Origin of the sequence: Lutimaribacter marinistellae, assembly GCF_042648365.1 — a bacterium.
GTDB lineage: Bacteria > Pseudomonadota > Alphaproteobacteria > Rhodobacterales > Rhodobacteraceae > Lutimaribacter_A > Lutimaribacter_A marinistellae.
Window position 1 is genome coordinate 249,192 of sequence record NZ_JBHRXI010000016.1, and the last position, 17,473, is coordinate 266,664.

A 17,473-nucleotide genomic window follows, 5' to 3' on the forward strand; every position below is an offset into this window, starting at 1 on the left:
TCGCGCCCCTAATTGCCCGAGGTCCCGGACTCATCGATCGCCGTTGTCTTGGCTGGCTCGGGCGCCGCAGAATCCGTGCTGAGGGCGCCTATGCTCAAGACGACCGCAACGATGATCGCAAGTACGACAAGAAGCGGAAAGACGAAGCGCAACCACTTGTCATAGGACACCTTTCCGATGGCCAGCGCGCCCATCACGACGGCGAAGGTCGGATTGAAGAGGTTCACCCAACCAGAGGCCGATTGATATGCCGTGACGGTTAGATCGCGGCTGACGCCCGCGAAATCCGAGAGCGGCGCGAGGATTGGCATCGTCAGTACGGCCAGTCCCGAAGACGAAGGGACTAGGAAAGAAAGGACGATATTCACTCCGAACATTGTGTTGATGAAGCTAATTTCGCTTAGGCCGCCAAGCATCCCTTCCAGAGAGTTCAGAATCGTGTGCGTGATCTGTCCATCGTCCATCACCACGACAATTCCGCGCGCGACCCCGATGATCAGCGCAACACCAAGGAGGTCGCGGGCGCCGTCGACGAAGGCATCTGCAAACTCCTGCTCATTCATTGCGGTCTCTGCGCTAAACTTGCCAACAGCCCAGATGACGATCGACATTCCGAGAAACAGGGCCGTCATCTCGCCCATCCACCAATCCTGCCAGATGACCCCCCACAGCATGATGAGAAACGTCAAGCCAAACAGCGACAGGATGATCGAACGGACCCGCGTGAACTCGGGGAGTTCGGCGTCGGCCCCGCCCTTCAGGAAATGCGCGCGATGTTCTTCCAAATTGTCCGCGACGAGCGACTTTGATGGATCGGCCTTTACTCGGCTCGCATAGCGCATGACGTAAGCGATGCCGGCGGCGAGGGAGGCGAAAAGTATAACGACGCGCAGGAATAGTCCGTCTTGGATCGTCGTGCCGGCCGCGTTCGATGCGATGACGGTAGCGAAAGCATTGAATGTAGATCCCATCGTGCCGATCCCTGCGCCTAGGAGGATTGTCGCAACGGCGGTTGGGGAGTCGTAGCCGGCGCGGATCATTACCGGAATGAGGATAGTATAGAACGCGAGCGTCTCCTCTGCCATGCCATAGGTCGTTCCGCCAAGGGCGAAAGCCGTCATCAGGATCGGTATCATCAGGATCTCGCGCCCCTGGAGTGCCTTGAGGAGGCCGCCGATGCCGGCGTCGATGGCCCCAGTCCGGGTGACCACCATTAGGAAACCTCCGATCACCAGGACGAACAGCGAGATGTCGATTGCGTTGGCGGTGTATTCGATGGGATCGTAAAGGCCGCGTATCGGAGCGAGCAGGACATCTGTCCAACCTTGTGGCGACTGTTCTACAGCGTGGAATGTGCCAGGCACCGGAGCGTCCCGTCCGAGGGCTTCATTGAAAGCCATGTCGTACAAGCCAGCTGGTACGATCCACGTGAGTACTGCGACGATCGCGATCAGAAGAAACAATATTGTAAAAGCTGATGGGAACCTGAAGCCTGACACCGCTTCCTCCTACGATAACCACGCTTATTACAAGAGAAACGCATGGGGCAATTACGACAAGATTTGGGTGAGCCACTATGGCCCACCCAAACTGGAAAACAGCTTCGATCCCGGTACTTTGTACAGTCAAAAGCGTGTTCGCTGCTTCGACAGGAGCCAAAAGATGCTGGATGTGGCAAAGCCTTTAGCGAAATTCAATGCCACGATTTCTTCGCCTTGGATGATGGAACGAACAGCGGTCACGGAGACGCTTGATGTCGATCCGGCAAAGGGTCTCGACGCCGAGGAGGTCAGGGAGCGTCTCTCTCTGTATGGTCACAATCGACTATCTGAGTCGAATGTCGAGCCGGCGTGGAGAATGCTACTCGTCCAATTTTCCAGTCCACTGCTCATCATTCTGACGGCTGGGGCTGCGATCTCGGGTTTCACAGGGCATTGGATCGATGCCGTTGCAATCTTTGTCATTGCCGTCTTCAACGCACTGATCTCTTTCTGGCAGGAATTTAAGGCGGAGCAATCCCTTGCTGCACTTAGGGAAATGTCGGCCCCTCAAGCTCTTGTGCGGCGCGGCGGTGAAGAATTAAATGTCGCAGCCACGGAACTCGTACCGGGCGATGTCTTGCTGGTGAAAACCGGTGACATTCTGGCTGCCGACATCAGGTTCCTGAAGGCAAGCCGGGTGCAGGTCGACGAGGCGGCGCTCACTGGTGAATCAGAGCCTGTGGACAAGCATGAACGCATGATCGACGATGCAGATGTCGCACTCGGTGACAGGCTGAACATGGGCTTCATGAGCACGCTTGTTACAGGGGGTACGGGTGAGGGCGTTGTTGTCAGCACTGGCATGCAGACCGAAGTCGGCCACATCGCTGAACTGATGTCGTCGGCCAAGGAACCCAAAACGCCGCTTCAGCTTCGGATCGAGGGACTGTCCAAGGTGCTGATAATTGCGGCGTTAATTGTGGTTTCGGTCGTCGTCGGCATTGGGGTCGTCAACGGCCTAGACCTGACTGAGATGCTCAATACAGCAATCTCGCTCTCGGTTGCAGCCATCCCAGAAGGCCTTCCGACTGTTGTCACGATCCTTCTCACGCTTGGGTCGCAAAACATGGCATCAAACAAGGCACTCGCTCGAAAGCTGTCATCAGTGGAGACTCTCGGGGCGACGTCTGTCATTTGTTCCGACAAGACCGGAACTCTGACGCAGAACCAGATGCAGGTCATGCGGATATGGGCCGGCGGCAAATCTTGGGAGGTGTCCGGCTCCGGATTTGACACGAGAGGTGAGTTTCTCGACCCGGATGGTAGGTCGGTCACCGTCACCGAAGACAGTGAACCCGAACTCTGGCAAACGCTTTTGATCTCTGCCTACTGCAATGATGCAAGGTTGATCGGATCGGAAACCGACACCACCATACAGGGCAATCCGACCGAAGGCGCACTCCTTGTCGCCGCGTCGAAGGCAGGCATCGATGTTGAGGCGCTGCGGCGTGCACGCGGCGACGCACTGCAACAGTTTCCTTTTGACTCGACACGCAAGATGATGTCGGTTTTCGCTAAGCTGCCGGACGACACCACTGTTTTGGTGGCAAAGGGAGCGCCGGACGTAATCCTCTCCAGAGCCGTCAAGATCCGGATCGGGGACGAGGCGCGTGACATCACACCAGAACTACGCGACGAGATAGAAGCAGTTATCGACAGTTTCGGCGAAATTGCTCTCAGGACCCTCGCAATCGCTTATCGTCAGGTATCGCCAGAAGACCTTGACCATGATGAGCCCGAACAAGACATCGTGCTGCTCGGCATCCATGGGATCATGGACCCGCCCCGGCAAGAAGTCCCAGACGCTGTGGCTGAGGCAACCAGCGCAGGGGTGCGCACGGTCATGATCACCGGCGACCATGCGGTGACGGCGAAAGCTATCGCTAAACAGATCGGCATACTCTCCCATCCAGATCAGACCGTACACACTGGCAGGGAACTCGATGGCATGAGCGACGAAGACTTGACTGGTGTTGTGAAACACGCAGCTGTCTTTGCACGCGTAACGCCCCAGCACAAACTCCGGATCGTAAAAGCGCTCCAAGCGAATGGTGAAGTAGCCGCCATGACAGGTGACGGCGTAAACGACGCCCCAGCACTGCGGGCGGCCGACATCGGCGTCGCGATGGGGATCACTGGCACTCAGGTTGCAAAAGACAGTTCCGCTCTTGTACTGCTTGACGATAATTTCTCGACGATCGTGAAAGCTGTCCGAGAAGGCAGGCGCATCTTTGATAATCTTCTGAAATTCATACGCCAAGCGCTGACCGCGAACGTTGCTGAAGTGTCAACCATCCTCTTTGCCTTTCTACTGATGGGACAAGATCCACTACTGCCCATTACGCCGTTGATGATCCTTTGGGTTAACCTCATCTCAGACGGCTTGCCCGCTCTCGCTCTTGGCTTCGAGGAGGCCGAACCAGACCTCATGAACAGGCCGCCACGGCCACGAGAGCAACACATGTTCGGTGAGGGTATGAAAGAAAGGATCCTCATCCGCGGACTCGTTTTAGGTCTACTGACTTTTTACGTCTTCCAGGAGTTTTTGCATCGTGGCGCCTCGGTGGAGCATGCGCAAACAGCTGCATTCATGACGCTGATTTTTGCGCAGGCTTGGCATGTTTTCGACGCACGAAGCACGACGACCATTTTTAGGAAGTCCCCCCTAAGCAATCGCATTCTTCTTGGGGCGGTAGGGACGGCCATCGTGCTGTCTCTCTTGGCGATCTACTCTCTGCCTGGCCAAATCGTCCTTGGGACTGTTCCTCTGCCAATGTCGCATCTCTTGGGCACATTTTGCATCGCGGCTCTGCCGACGTTCCTGTTGTCCGCGCTAAAGGAGATGTTCAATCTCAAATACCTCTGATCCGCCAACTGGGCAAATTTTCGAAGCACCGCAATCGGTACTGTCAGTTTAATGTTTTGGGGCGCCAGTTGAGCAGATCAACTTGGATCTAAAGGAATCATGAAGAAGCTGGAGATATTCTTATGTTTATGAAGTCCTGTGAAAAGCTATCGAAAAAGCTAGTTTCTGCATCCTCTTGTTTCGTAAAGATTATACCATTGATCATCGCCTCGCCTGCGATGTCGCAACAAATCGACATTAGCTACGGCGTCGACTTTACCTCTAACTATATTTCGAAAGGTTTCACCCAGACCGAAGATCGCCCTGCAGTTCAGCCTTACATCGAGTTCGGTTTTGGCGACGCTTATCTCGAACTCTGGGCATCCAACGCTCGTTTCGGAGGTGCCAGCGACATAGAATTTGATGTTGCGGTTGGATATGCGCCACAAATTGGTGATTGGAGTTTGGATATTGGCTTTGTGCAGTACTTTTATAGAGATGACGGCAGTGATTACGGAGAGTTTTATTTGGGTGCAAAATACAACATAAATGAGAACTCAGAAATAGGACTAAAATATTGGCGTGAAGTATACTTCGATTATGATACTTTATATTTAAGTGGCGCTTACAAGGGGCTTCCTTGGGATCTTTCGTTGTCGGGTGGAATTGGATCTGACTTTGGATCGAGAAACCTAGCCGAGGATGCGTTCTACGCTGATGTCGGCCTAACAAAAGAGTTCAATGACCATGTTGCTTTTGATCTGAGGGTAAACCACAGTGCCATAGAGGATACCCGTTTGATCGCAACACTCTCATTCTACAACTAGTCTCTGGAGACACGTCCTTAGATTTGTGTAACAGAGCCTTCGTCCTGCAGTCGAAAATTAGGCGCTGAGCTGGAACATTCATTATTATCGGAGTTTTCTGGGCTCTGTAGGTTTTAAAGATCAGTCTACGGGAGGACCCTTCTTTTTTTCGGATTGGTAGGGGGGCATCAATTGGTGCGTGTGAGCAAAGTTGCCCTCTATCAGATCCCATGTGGAACTAGCCGTTGTCGGCATCTACCGTCGCAAGCGAGAAGGGGCTACAAACCTGCGGGATCTTGACAATGCCTCACAAAAAAACGGGAATCGGGTCCGCGTCATGGACAATACAGAAATTCTGCAGCCATTTCAGATAACAGCCTTCGAGGCATTTAACCTTGGTATCTTGGTGTATTTCCTTGGCGCCCGGATGACTGCAAGATACCCTATCCTGCAGCGCTACAGTATTCCTGAGCCTGTCAGTGGCGGAATGGTTGCAGCGTTGATTGCTCTTGCCACAGTGTCCCTTACAGGCCGAGAAATTGAATACGATCTCGTTGCTCGAGATTTCCTGCTCGTCTATTTCTTCACCACAGTTGGCCTAAACGCTCGGCTATCCGACCTTGTAAAGGGCGGACCCATTCTTGCAATTCTGCTTGTTCTCACGATAGCCTACATGCTCGTGCAGAATCTCGTTGGAGTGGCGGGTGCCACTCTATTCGGCTTGCCGCCACAGTCGGGAGTCTTGTTGGGTACGGCTTCGTTAACTGGTGGTCACGGTACGGCGATTGCCTGGGGGCCAACAATCGAGACTGAGTATGGCATCTCCGGTGCCGCCGAGCTGGGTATCGCTGCTGCTACCATTGGTCTGATTTTGGCGAGCCTCTTGGGCGGGCCGATCGCCAAGTTTCTTATTGAACGCAAGGGTCTAGCTTCAGACCCATTACCTGAGGGACATATTGGGACCGCAGCAGCACCGGAACAAGACGACACGGCGATTGCACCGAGTGGCGAGATAACGCAAGTGACAATCATGCAAAGTATCCTGTGGATCCACATCTCGATTGCACTGGGCTACATAGTTTTTGATATTCTCGGGGCAAACGGCATAAAGCTTCCGCTCTTCGTTCCTTGCCTTCTCAGTGCAATTCTTCTCGCCAATCTTGTTCCTCCGTTGTTTTCACACCGAAACCTCTCCCCGCGCGGCAATACCACAAATCTTATTTCGGAGTTCAGCCTATCGGTTTTCCTGTCCATGTCGCTAATGAGCATGGAGCTCTGGGCGCTTGCATCCAGCGCTGCGCTTCTTGCTGTCACCATGCTTATGCAGGCCCTTGTCGCAACCTTGTTCATTACTATTGTCGTGTTCCGCGCTATGGGGCAGGACTATTTTGCGAGCGTTATGTCGTCGGGTTTCACTGGTTTCGCTCTCGGTGCGACCCCCACTGCTATTGCGAACATGACAGCCGTTACGCAGCGCTATGGCCCGTCGCCGTTAGCCTTCATCGTGCTGCCGCTAGTGTCGGCATTCTTCGTTGACATCGCAAATGCGTTTATTATCAAGTTTTTTCTGACTATCTGGTAGGATCAGTTCTGGAACCAAAGCCCAGCGGCTTAGTGTCAGTAACGTGCAATCTCAACGTTTTCGATGTTGTCGATCAATGGTGGTCGTCTGTGCCAAAGGTTACCCAACTTGAATCGAAGGTAGCCGTATTCGAAGAGAGCTTGCATGTACTCCGGGTCGAAGCGTTGCTCAGGACGTTCCGTTGTGAAATCGTCCCCGATCCACGTAGCTCTGTACGTCCCTCCGGCCGCGCTTGTTAGCTTGTAACCTACAAGTAGATCGTTCGTCCCCTGAGCCTTCGTAAGCGTCGAAATCGAGCGCGCTGCTATTCCCGGGATGCTTGCATTTGTTACTTTAGGTTCGGGAGATCCCGAACCGTTCCGGATGAAGTACACCGTCGGTCTGCCCGTGAGGCCGGCCCCTTCTCTCCAGCCCAAAAAAAAGAAGGCTTGGGAGACGACGCCGCCATCTACGTGGAGTTCGTCACGCTGTCCCAACGGAGTTTCAACTTCGATAAGGACAGGTGGAAACACGACAGGAATAGATGCTGAGGCCAGTAGTGCTTTCCGGAAAACATCTACAGAATTGGGTGCACCGCTTGCTGCAATTGCGCCCAAATCCCAGCTAACCGGACGTTGTGCATCAAGGCTGGTTGACTGTACGATCAATCGCCGCCCACGAAGATGTTCTGCTGCAATTTTCGCGAGGAACTCAGGCGTGACGTATTCTGCGATCAAACGTTCCAATGGCCCGGAACTAAGCGCAGACGCATTGGGAAGAATTCCCGTAAGCGCACGCTTCTCGAAGATGCGTTCAGGAGGTAGGCCGCCATACAGGCGGCGCAGTTCGTCGTCGTAGTCAGACCCGAGAAAAGCGAAGGGTGCAGCGAGCGCGCCGGTGGAGACACCGGTCACACTCAGGAATTCAGGGCGCGTGCCGCTTTCGGACCAAGCTGTCAAGATGCCCGCCGCGAACGCGCCGTCCTCTCCGCCACCAGAGAGAGAAAGTGTGGTGTAGTTGCCAGTCAGGCCTGACGCTCGCCTCTGCTCTTCGACTTCCGCAAGCAACTCGCCGTAGTTGTCCGGGGCGGTATCGCCCCAGTATCGCGCGCCTTCGATGCCGCGGATGCCAACGGTTTGAAGATCGTTGATGTCGACCGCGTTCCTGGGAACTCCGCCACAACATGCGAGCCCGAACATCAGGAATATAGCCACAAACCGTTTCATTAGCCCTCCTTCTGATTTCCACTTGCCCAAGGGATTTCTCTCAGTGACAAAGATCGCGTTCGTTTCTCTTCCTGCCAATTAGGTAGCAAATTTGACGTCTTGTCGTGACAGCTGATGTATCCTGTTTCCGTGCAGACTGTTTTCCCGTGACGTTCATGCGCCTAGCTTTTCGCCTTCTCGATCGGTGCCACTTTGACACTGGTTGTCACCACATTCTGGTGCGTGGTCCGCTCAGCCATTGCGGGAGGTTGGACAGCCCGGAGTTGATACGCGACGAAAAGGGTGAAGCTGGCCATGATCGCTGTGATCGTCCAGACGAGAGCCTGATCTCCGAAGAACGCAGACAAAGCGCTTATCACAAGAGGGCCTACGACGCTGCCCGACGTCCAGACGAATAGCATAGTGACGGCGCTTGAGGCGACATAGACGGGCACGGTGCGGTCGCTCGCGTGTGCAATGAGCACGGAGTACATTGTCAGCAAACTACCCCCCAACACTGTCAGCGCCCCAAGAAACGCGATATGCGTGAGCGATCCCGTGCGGACTTCGGGTGCCTCGGCGTTCGGATTATCCAAGACCGCAAACCCGAGGAAAACAATAGTGGCCACCAGTGCCATGCCGAAGATGACGATCCGTCGGTCCATTCGGTCGGACGCCTTTCCCAGGGGAAACTGAAAGATCACGCGGCCGGCATAAATCGCAGCGATCATAAGCGCGATGTCCTCGGTACTGACACCCTGTACCGATGCGCCGAATGGTGCAACATTCAGGACTGCCGCCGAGACCATGCCAATTGCAAGCGCGCCCCAAAATGCCGTCGGGGCATCTTTGAGCAAGGCACGCGGTCGGACACTGGTCTTGGATTTCGAGTCCGGCGGATTTGTTCGCGTGGTATCGATCACGATGACCGAAATCGAGTAGACGACGGATAGGAGAACGAAAAGCCGATCAAGATCTTTGGGCCCGAAGATCAGAAGCAACTGGCTCCCGACGGACATCAGTCCCATCATGGCTGCGTAGATGGAAAGAACGCGACCACGAAGTTCGGGCAGGGCCTTTGCGCTAATCCAGGCATCGCCTATCGCAAAAAGGCTGGCGGTTGCGAGGCCAACTGCGAACCGTGACACCACAAGCATCCAGACATTTTCGCTCAGGAAAAAGAGTAGAGCGACGATCGAACATATAGCGGCAGAGGCGGAATAGGCTCGGATATGTCCGAAAGCGGCGATAGATCCCGCGATAACGAAGCAACCGATCATGAAGCCGAGGGAATAGGCTGCTGCTGCCAGTGAGACGATTTCTTGGGAGGAACCAATTTCGGCGAAGAAGACAGCGACCAGCGTCCCGAGGGTTGCAGTGGCGAACTGAACTGCCGCCATGGAAATCATAACGGCGCGGAGTGAAAGCAGATTGGTGTTAAGACTCACGTCTTGTATCGCTTCCGAATTAAGCACAATGCCTCCCTTGGTGCACCGAAACTGGAGAATATGGCGTCGGGCCAGTTTAGCCGCGGTCAAAGTCACCTGATCTTGGGCTAACTAGGTTTAAGCTCCTCGGTCTCTGGATCGGAGGGAATACGGAAGAAGATAGCGTAGAGTGTAGGTACGATCACAAGTGTAAGGATCGTCGCAAAGCTAAGCCCGCAGATGATCACTACGGCGAGTGACTTAAAGAACGGATCCCATAGCAGAGGCATGACCCCGAGTACGGTTGTCAGCACGCCAAGAGAGACCGGCCGCACACGGCTCACCGCCGAGTCGATCACGCTCTGGAACGCGTCTTTCCCGGTTGAGATCTGTGTGTCCGTTTCGTCAATCAACACGATCGCATTCTTTATCAGCATTCCCGTCAAGGAGAGCACACCCAAAATAGCCATGAACTCCAGTGGTGTCTGCGTTATTGCCAGTCCCCAGACGACTCCGATCAGAGCAAGCGGAACCGTCAGCCAGATCACAACGGGTTGACGGACGGCGTTAAATAGGAAGAAGACGACCAGCACCATGGCCCCGAAACCCATAGGCATCGTAGAGGCGAGACCGGCATTCGCTTCCTGAGAATCTCCAAACTCTCCCGCCCATTCAAGGCTGTAACCCGGCGGTAGCTCGATTTCCTCGATGGGGCCACGGATAGCATCGAACAGGTCACCGGAAAGCACCTCCGGTGCCGGATCTGCCTGGGCAGTGATGGCTAGTTGGCGATCGACGCGCCGCATGTTGCGAGTCTCAAAGACGAGGTTAAAGCTATCCACAACTTGGGTGATCGGGACGTAGCCGCCGGTAAGGTTGCTGAAAACACGGATATTTGAGAGGTCGGCAATGTCATCCCGGTCGCCTTCGAACGGGCGCATCACGATATTCAAGAGATCGTCGCCTTCCCTTAGGATGCCGATCCCAGCTCCATCGAGATGTGCATAAATCGCGCTCGAAATCTCGCCTTGGGTCAGGCCGAGACGACGAACGTTATCGGTATTGATGACCGGTCGAATTACGTTGATCTGTTCGCCCCAATCGTCCTTGATCGCAACAGCGCCAGCGTCTTGCAGAACTTGAGCGGCCTGTCCCGCCAACTGGCGCAAGATCACCGGATCAGAGCCAAAGAACCTCGCCTCGATCTTGGAGCCGCCTCCAGGCCCGAGTACGAATTTCCAAACTTTCGAATGCGCGGCCGGAAAATGCTCGATGAGCCAATCCTGCAACTGGGGCTGTAAGTGGTCGATACGCCGGTAGTCATCCACATCGACAAGGATTTGGCCATATGCCGAGTTTCGGTCCTCGCTCGAATAAATCAGCATGAAGCGGGCATGTCCGCCGCCAACGGCAAGATTGGTTGAGGTAACACCTTCCAGATCACGAACATGTTCTTCGATCGTAAGCATGTCCGCCATTGTCTGAGAAATGTCCGTGCCTTGTGGCAGTGTGTAGTCGATTACGAACTGCGCTCGTGTGCTCGCCGGGAAGAAGCCCGGCGGTACAAGGGAAAAACTGGCAAGTGCTGACAAGAATAGAGCGACAACGATGCCGACGGTGATGTAACGGAACTTAAGCGCCTTTTTCAGAACCAAGCGGTACCCGGCAAGTATCCTGTTCTCCGCCGTCTCTTCATTCTGCGACCCTGGCTTCAGCATCAGTGTACAAAAATATGGAGTCAGCCATACAGCAACGAGCCAAGAAAAAAGGAGCGAGATCGAGATTGTCCAGAAAAGGCTCCCTGCATATTCACCGGTGTTGTCCGGCGATAGACCAATTGGAGAAAACGCCAGCAGGCCAACGATTGTTCCGCCAAGAAGTGGCCACTTGGTTTGAGCAACCGTCGTGATGGAAGCCTCACGCGCGCTCTCGCCACGCTGGACGCGCACCAACGTTCCCTCCACTACGACGATGGCGTTATCGACGAGCATGCCCAGGGCAATGATCAGAGCCCCCAGCGAAATCCGCTGCATATCCAGCCCGAAGATGTACATCCCGAATAGAGTGCCAGCGACGGTGACCAAAAGGATACCGCCCATCAGAATACCGGACCGCAAGCCCATGAAGATCAAGAGCACACCGACAACGATAACCAAGGCAAGGACAACGTTCATTACGAAATCGTTGACCGAGTCCTTGACGCTGGCCGACTGGTCCGAGATCGTCAGAATGTCGATGCCGATTGGGCGCTCGGAGGTCAATGCTTGGATCTTGGCCTTCACGGCTTCGCCCATGGTCACGACATTGCCGCCGAGTGTATTGGAAACCCCCATGCCGATGGCCTGACGTCCATCCCTGTAGAGTTGAAACTGAGGGGGATCCGCGTAACCACGACGAACCGTGGCGATGTCGGACAATCGGAAAGAAGCCCCGCTCATCGGGTCCGAAATCACTAGGTTCTCCACGGCCGAGACAGAATCCACGGCAGCGTTCGGTCGCACCGCGATGCGGCGCTCGCCGGCTACAATGGAGCCGTTGGGTACAACAAGGTTCTGGCCCTCAAGCACTTGGGAGATCTGCGCCGGCGACAATCCCAATTCTATCAGCCGGGCGGGCGTATATTCGACAAAGATCACCTCATCCTGCTCACCGGTCAGAATGACTTTTGAGACACCATCCACAGTGACCAACTCGCGCTGTAACCCTTTTGCGAAGTCGCGGAGTTCGGCCATTGAGTAGCCATCGCCCACGATGGCGAAGTAGAGAGCGTAGACATCACCAAAGTCGTCGTAAACTCGGCTTTCTATAGCGTTGGGCGGTAGCTCGCCTTGAATGTCGAGGATTTTCGAACGCATCTGAGAAAAGCGCTGATATAGCGTTGGGTAGTCTGGGGCAGACTGAATCGTGAATTCCACCGTAACCGTGCTCAATCCGGGAGCAGAGACGGACTCAACCTCTTTTACCCCCTGAAGTTGCTGTAGAGCGTTCTCAACGACTTCCGTGACCTCCTCAGCGACTTCTTCTGCTGACGCTCCGGGATAGGGTGTAATGATTTGCGCTTGGCGGATGATGAATTCCGGGTCTTCAAACCGCGGAAGGGAGATGTAGGCGAGATAACCCAATCCAAGGATAAGGACGGTGCATAGCGCTGAAATCAGACGCTTATCGAGAGCAAATCTTGCGAAATCCATGGATCACTCACCCATCTCGGTGATTGGTCGGATCGTCATCCCGTCTATCAATTGGCTCACACCTGCTGTTACCACCGTGTCGCCATCCTGAAGACCATCGACGACAAATACGCTGTCGCCTGTTGCTTCTCCAAGCGTCACCCGCCGTTCAGAAACGGTATTTACTTCTGGGTTGACGATCCAAACGAAGGGCGCTGACCCTGCGTCTGCGCCAAGAGCCGTGATTGGAACCGAGACCGCGGACACGTCCGTTTTCGGGGTCGTCGAAACGACGCGGGCGACCATTCCGGGCAGGATGATGGCACCGTCGGGAAGTGCTACGGAAACACGGCCGCGATAGGTTTGTGTCGCCGCATCTGCCTGAGTTGAGAACTCGACCAGTTCGGCATCGAACCTTTGATCAGGGAGGGCGTCGAACTCGACCTTGCTGGTTACATTCTCGGCACCTTGTGCCAATAAGGCGACTATGTCGGCACCGGGAATGTCAAATTCGACATGTACGGTGCTCAAATTTTGAATCAGCGCAACACTCTGGCCTGGGTTAATGTTGGTGAAGTTCTCAATATCTCGCCGCGCGATGACGCCGTCAAAGGGCGCGCGAAGAGTTGCATCCTCCAAGTCATCCCGCGCGCCCTCGATTTGCACTTCCAGCCCACGCAGAGCCGCTTCAGCGGCGAGGATTTCTTCGGGTCGCCCGCCGACCATTCCAATTGCGAGCTGTTCAAGTTGAGACGTAAGCTGCGCCTCTGCAACCCTTAAGGCGGCGTCCTGTTGTTCGAGTTGAGAGGCAGGGGCTACACCTCGGTTAACCAACTCCTGTGTCCGCTCGAACTGCAGGCGAGCTTGGTCCACCTCGGCCTGAGACGCATCCACTGCGGCCTCGAGGCGCGAGATTTCTTCTGGACGCGCACCAGTGCGCAAAGCCGACAATTCCGCAATCGCTTGATCCCTCTGGCTTTCGAGCCGCCGAACTTCAGCTTCGAAATCCCGCCTGTCCAATTGCGCCACAACATCGCCTTCAGCCACAGTTTGGGACGCGCGTATCGGTAGTTCAATAATCTGCCCGCTTACTCGAAAAGAGATCTCCGTTTCCAGTGACGCTAATGCAATCGCCGGATACGTTCGTTCGATGATTTGCTGACCAGTTGAAATGGTCAGAACCTTTGCAGGACGCGCCCCAACGACTTCTTCCTGTGCTGTTATCGGCGAAGGTCCAAGAACTACCGAAATTAAAACGAGTATGGCAAATTGAGTTGGCAGAGAGAAATTCTTGAGGGTCTGAAAGGTAGTTTTCAACACTTTACCGTTCTCCTGTCGGCCAATTTGCCTCGTGTATGTGGCATTAGAATCTTTCGCTTATTTTGGGTTGCCGTGAGTTCCGAAAGAGGCCGAGAACGATCAGTTCCCGGATGATCCGTATGGCGCAGTCATGAGTTTGCGCTCTGTGGCGGTTCACTTCTTGCTCTCCGGTAATTCCTTTGTTTCGCGAGAAAGCATCTAGTGGATGACACCAAAGACCAGACTGAGCGTCTTGCAACCAAGGAATTTCAGCGGCTCGAGGTCCTCCTTGTTGAGCGCGATGACCTTCCGTGCAGGCGTCAAGCTTCTGAATCCCGGGCCAAAAGACCCGATTTGACCGGTTGGTTTCGGCAATTTAAACGGACCCGGAGGACGACCGGGATCTGCTTTTTCTAACATTTTCGCGTGCACTTACGTTAGCTCTATTAGCGGTGCTTCTAAGCGGTCAACAGCTGGCTGAGCGGATTTGGCTCACCTTCGTATCGACGTTTTCCGGAGTCGTGATGATGAGTGACCAGACATGTATGGCGAGCCACTCATAATCGCTACTGTCGGGGCTCGGCTCACTCGGTGTCGATCAGTCTCCATGGATCAAGCGAAAGTTGAACTGATGACCACAAAGCACGGAGTGCGCTAGTCTCAGGTAAGTTAATCGTGCTGGGTTTCCCGCAGGCTCCAGCCCCTGAGTACTTTGGAGCATCATGAGCAGGGCCACTGACCTGAGACCCGTTTCCTCCTCCAATTTGAGGTAGAGTCCGTCCCAACGAAGGAGACGGACAGAATGAAGAGATCACGGTTCAGCGAAGAGCAGATCATAGCGATCCTGAAACAGCAGGAGAGCGGCGTTGCGACGGCAGACGTGTGCCGCGAGCACGGGATCAGCTCGGCGACGTTCTACAAATGGAAGGCGAAGTTCGGCGGCCTGGAGGTATCTGATGCCCGCAGGCTGAAAGCGCTCGAGGACGAGAACACAAAGCTGAAGAAGCTCTTGGCCGAGCAGATGTTGGACAACGCCATGTTGAAGGATGTCGCCTCGCGAAAGTGGTGACGCCCGGCGTGAAGCGGGAAGCTGTGGCTCATGTGTGCACGGCGCATCAGGTGAGTCAGCGGCGGGCGTGTTCTGTTCTCGGTGTTGATCGGTCGAGTGTGCGCCCGAACGATGCGGCGTTACGCAAGGCGATGAAGGCCGTAGCAGCAGAGCGCCGTCGGTTCGGCTATCGGCGGGTGCATGTGATGCTGGAACGGCAGGGCTGGCAAGTGAACCAGAAGAAGCTCAGGCGGCTCTATCGCGAAGAGAAGCTACAGGTGAGGAAGCGCGGCGGCCGCAAGCGGGCCCTCGGGACGCGCAGGCCGATGCTGGTGCCGGAACGGCCCAATGAACGCTGGAGCCTGGACTGCGTCTCGGATGCCTTCACTGATGGGCGTAGGTTCCGGGTTCTGGCCATAGTGGACGACTTCAGCCGCGAATGCCTGGCGCTGGTGGCAGACACGTCGCTCTCCGGGCTGCGGGTCACCCGTGAACTGACAGCGATCATGACACGGCGCGGAAGTCCGCGAACCATTGTGAGCGACAACGGGACGGAACTGACCAGCATGGCGGTGCTCAGATGGTGCCAGGACACACAGATCGACTGGCACTACATCGCGCCGGGAAAGCCGATGCAGAACGCCTTCATCGAGTCGTTCAACGGCAGTTTCCGGGACGAGCTTTTGAACGAAACCCTATTCTCATCGCTGGCTGAAGCCCGCGAGAAGATCGGCGCATGGCAGGACGACTACAACCGACACAGACCCCACTCATCCCTCGGCAATCTCACGCCGCAGGAATTTGCAATGAAATCGAGACTGGAAACCAGGGCCGCATGAGGCCAGAAATCAACCGACGGATTCTCCCGTGAACTGGAGGGAAGTCGGGTCTCAGGTCACCACGAACTTTTCAGTTGAAGTGCGTGTGTAGGCCGTGAGGATGGTTATCGACAAAGAGGCCCAGCACGGCTCTCGCAGGTAGCGTAAACCCAATTTGTTCGCGGCGAGCAGAGAGGTTCTCGGTCACCAGCCTGTTTGCCGAAACGAGAATTACTTGGGGCATTCGAGATCTTTTCTTAGGTCAGGACGTGCAGAAGCTGAGGTGGCCCTAGTTTTACAGATACCTGGTTTGATCAGTTTCTGCTCTATTATTTCGAAGTCAACGGGCGACTGCGTTCCGTTGTTCGTTTGCTGGCGCTTCAAGTTGCAAAATAACTCTATGAATTCGAAGAGGTCCTGGCTTGAGTCTTCACGAGTTGGATACGTTCGGCGCCCGTGTTGTTCCACCTTCAGTCGTTAGCAGGGTGATCGTCTGCGCCGCCGTCCAGCGGGTGTGCGGGCGCTGTGGAGGCGTCTTGCGGTTCCGGGTCTGGACGTACCGGAACGGCGTTCTCGTTGCTGACAAGGCGGCTGACGAGGCGTTCAAGCGGGCTGACTTCCTCGGCGTCCACCTTGCCTGCGAACATGCCGAAGTGCTTGGCGAGGTTTTCCAGCGCCTTGCCGCGATCCTGCATCTTAATCTCGATGCCCTGCTTCGTTTCCTTCACGCCATCGAACAGGATGCGCGCGCCGCCCTTGAGCTTGCGGGTATCGGCCATGCGCGTGATTTCGATGCCGAAGCCGGAACACTCGGGGCAGTCTGGGTTCGGATCGTCTGTGAGGCGGTAGCCGTAGCCGCCTGCGTCGTCGGGGATACGTGCATCCTCGATCTGGCCTGCCATCGCGGCTTCCCGCAATGCGTCGTCGCTGTAGAGGTCGAACACGGCTGCTGCCTTCGCCTCTGTGAACTCCCGCTTGGTTTTCCACTGATAGGCATGGTCGATGCCGTGGCAGTACCGGCAGGGGGCGTGGATGTGCTGCGTCAGCTCGTTGGGGTCGGCTGTGGCAATCTCGGCCCATAGCTCTGCGACCTTGGTGGCGTCCAGCATTGCCTTCTGCTCGATCTGGCTGCGTCCGTCCGCGATGGCGGCTTTGACCACAACATTCGACAACAACCTCGGCCCCTGCACATGGGGCTGCTTGTAGCCTGCCTTCTCGGCGGCCTGGGCGGCGACTGAGGTTTCGAGATAGGCCAGCACGAAACGGCGCTGCCGGTCGTTCAGCGTGTGCTGATCGAGCCAAGCGGTATCTGCGAGGGCGGGGTTGTCGGTCATGCTGCTCGGGTGCGTCTTGCGCCTTCTGGGTTGCCGGGAAGGTGCGCGCAATTTTCCGATCAAGCAACAAATTCCATTTCGCCACCCACCACCACCACCAATAACCATTGTTACTTTAGTGACCCCGATCCTGACCCCGACCTTGCTGTAGCGCATTGATATTGCAGGATATTCCTGACCCCAAGTTTGACCCCGGCTTGACCCCGACCTTTTGATAAGCACATGATATTAAACAATATTCTTGCTTTTTTTCTGACCCCGATCCTGACCCCGGATCGCCAGTTTGCGCGACCTGTGACCCCGACCATTGCCTAAGTAACTGTTAATAAACGATAATCCTGACCCCGGCTTGACCCCGAGTTTCGCGCAAGCTGTTGATTTTAATATATATTCCTGACCCCGGCGCTGATCCTCGTTTT

General features: G+C 55.2%; 11 protein-coding genes. 4 read left to right on the forward strand and 7 right to left on the reverse strand.

Annotated elements, in window-relative coordinates; genetic code table 11:
- Positions 1 to 8: 8 nt before the first annotated feature.
- Positions 9 to 1,499, reverse strand: coding sequence for a YfcC family protein (locus tag ACFORG_RS15300; RefSeq protein ID WP_386736396.1), 1,491 nt, complete (start codon positions 1,497 to 1,499; stop codon positions 9 to 11).
- Between ACFORG_RS15300 and ACFORG_RS15305 the strand changes: the two genes are divergently transcribed.
- The 3 genes from ACFORG_RS15305 to gltS all read left to right on the forward strand — a co-directional run bounded on the left by ACFORG_RS15305 (position 1,399) and on the right by gltS (position 6,774).
- Positions 1,399 to 4,407, forward strand: coding sequence for a cation-translocating P-type ATPase (locus tag ACFORG_RS15305; RefSeq protein ID WP_386736397.1), 3,009 nt, complete (start codon positions 1,399 to 1,401; stop codon positions 4,405 to 4,407). The genes ACFORG_RS15300 and ACFORG_RS15305 overlap by 101 nt on opposite strands.
- Positions 4,408 to 4,535: 128 nt before the next feature.
- Complete coding sequence (locus tag ACFORG_RS15310; RefSeq protein WP_386736623.1) at positions 4,536 to 5,213, forward strand: TorF family putative porin; 678 nt, start codon at positions 4,536 to 4,538, stop codon at positions 5,211 to 5,213.
- Between the two features lie 316 nt (positions 5,214 to 5,529).
- On the forward strand, positions 5,530 to 6,774 hold the full coding sequence (gene gltS / locus ACFORG_RS15315; protein WP_386736398.1) for a sodium/glutamate symporter: 1,245 nt from the start codon (positions 5,530 to 5,532) through the stop codon (positions 6,772 to 6,774).
- 35 nt (positions 6,775 to 6,809) lie between these two features.
- Here the strand turns inward: gltS and ACFORG_RS15320 are convergent, their stop codons facing one another.
- From ACFORG_RS15320 to ACFORG_RS15335, 4 genes are all read right to left on the reverse strand, one after another.
- Positions 6,810 to 7,979, reverse strand: a complete 1,170-nt coding sequence (locus ACFORG_RS15320; RefSeq protein ID WP_386736399.1) for a patatin-like phospholipase family protein — start codon at positions 7,977 to 7,979, stop codon at positions 6,810 to 6,812.
- A 161-nt stretch (positions 7,980 to 8,140) separates the two neighbouring features.
- Positions 8,141 to 9,433, reverse strand: coding sequence for an MFS transporter (locus ACFORG_RS15325; protein ID WP_386736400.1), 1,293 nt, complete (start codon positions 9,431 to 9,433; stop codon positions 8,141 to 8,143).
- An 80-nt stretch (positions 9,434 to 9,513) separates the two neighbouring features.
- Complete coding sequence (locus tag ACFORG_RS15330; protein ID WP_386736401.1) at positions 9,514 to 12,576, reverse strand: efflux RND transporter permease subunit; 3,063 nt, start codon at positions 12,574 to 12,576, stop codon at positions 9,514 to 9,516.
- 3 nt (positions 12,577 to 12,579) lie between these two features.
- On the reverse strand, positions 12,580 to 13,875 hold the full coding sequence (locus ACFORG_RS15335) for an efflux RND transporter periplasmic adaptor subunit (RefSeq protein WP_386736402.1): 1,296 nt from the start codon (positions 13,873 to 13,875) through the stop codon (positions 12,580 to 12,582).
- Positions 13,876 to 14,656: 781 nt separating this feature from the next.
- Here ACFORG_RS15335 and ACFORG_RS15340 point away from each other — a divergent pair.
- Positions 14,657 to 15,741, forward strand: a protein-coding gene (locus ACFORG_RS15340) for an IS3 family transposase (RefSeq protein WP_386736403.1) whose coding sequence is annotated in 2 segments (ribosomal slippage) — positions 14,657 to 14,918 and positions 14,918 to 15,741 — 1,086 coding nt in all. Because the reading frame shifts where the segments join, the coding sequence is not laid out codon by codon here.
- A gap of 210 nt (positions 15,742 to 15,951) precedes the next feature.
- On the opposite strand, the gene ACFORG_RS15345 is transcribed toward ACFORG_RS15340, so the two are convergent.
- Both ACFORG_RS15345 and ACFORG_RS15350 read right to left on the reverse strand, forming a co-directional pair.
- Complete coding sequence (locus ACFORG_RS15345; protein WP_386736404.1) at positions 15,952 to 16,188, reverse strand: hypothetical protein; 237 nt, start codon at positions 16,186 to 16,188, stop codon at positions 15,952 to 15,954.
- Positions 16,189 to 16,190: 2 nt separating this feature from the next.
- The gene (locus tag ACFORG_RS15350; protein ID WP_386736405.1) at positions 16,191 to 17,054 is read right to left on the reverse strand and encodes a terminase small subunit; all 864 of its coding nucleotides are present in this window, start codon (positions 17,052 to 17,054) and stop codon (positions 16,191 to 16,193) included.
- Between the last annotated feature and the right edge of the window lie 419 nt (positions 17,055 to 17,473).

Excerpts from the sequence above, each read along its gene's own strand:
- ACFORG_RS15305 (WP_386736397.1), top strand. The coding sequence starts at position 1,399 with ATGTCGTACAAGCCAGCTGGTACGATCCACGTGAGTACTGCGACGATC.
- ACFORG_RS15310 (WP_386736623.1), top strand. The coding sequence starts at position 4,536 with ATGAAGTCCTGTGAAAAGCTATCGAAAAAGCTAGTTTCTGCATCCTCT.
- gltS (WP_386736398.1), top strand. The coding sequence starts at position 5,530 with ATGGACAATACAGAAATTCTGCAGCCATTTCAGATAACAGCCTTCGAG.
- ACFORG_RS15320 (WP_386736399.1), bottom strand. The coding sequence starts at position 7,979 with ATGAAACGGTTTGTGGCTATATTCCTGATGTTCGGGCTCGCATGTTGT.
- ACFORG_RS15330 (WP_386736401.1), bottom strand. The coding sequence starts at position 12,576 with ATGGATTTCGCAAGATTTGCTCTCGATAAGCGTCTGATTTCAGCGCTA.
- ACFORG_RS15350 (WP_386736405.1), bottom strand. The coding sequence starts at position 17,054 with ATGACCGACAACCCCGCCCTCGCAGATACCGCTTGGCTCGATCAGCAC.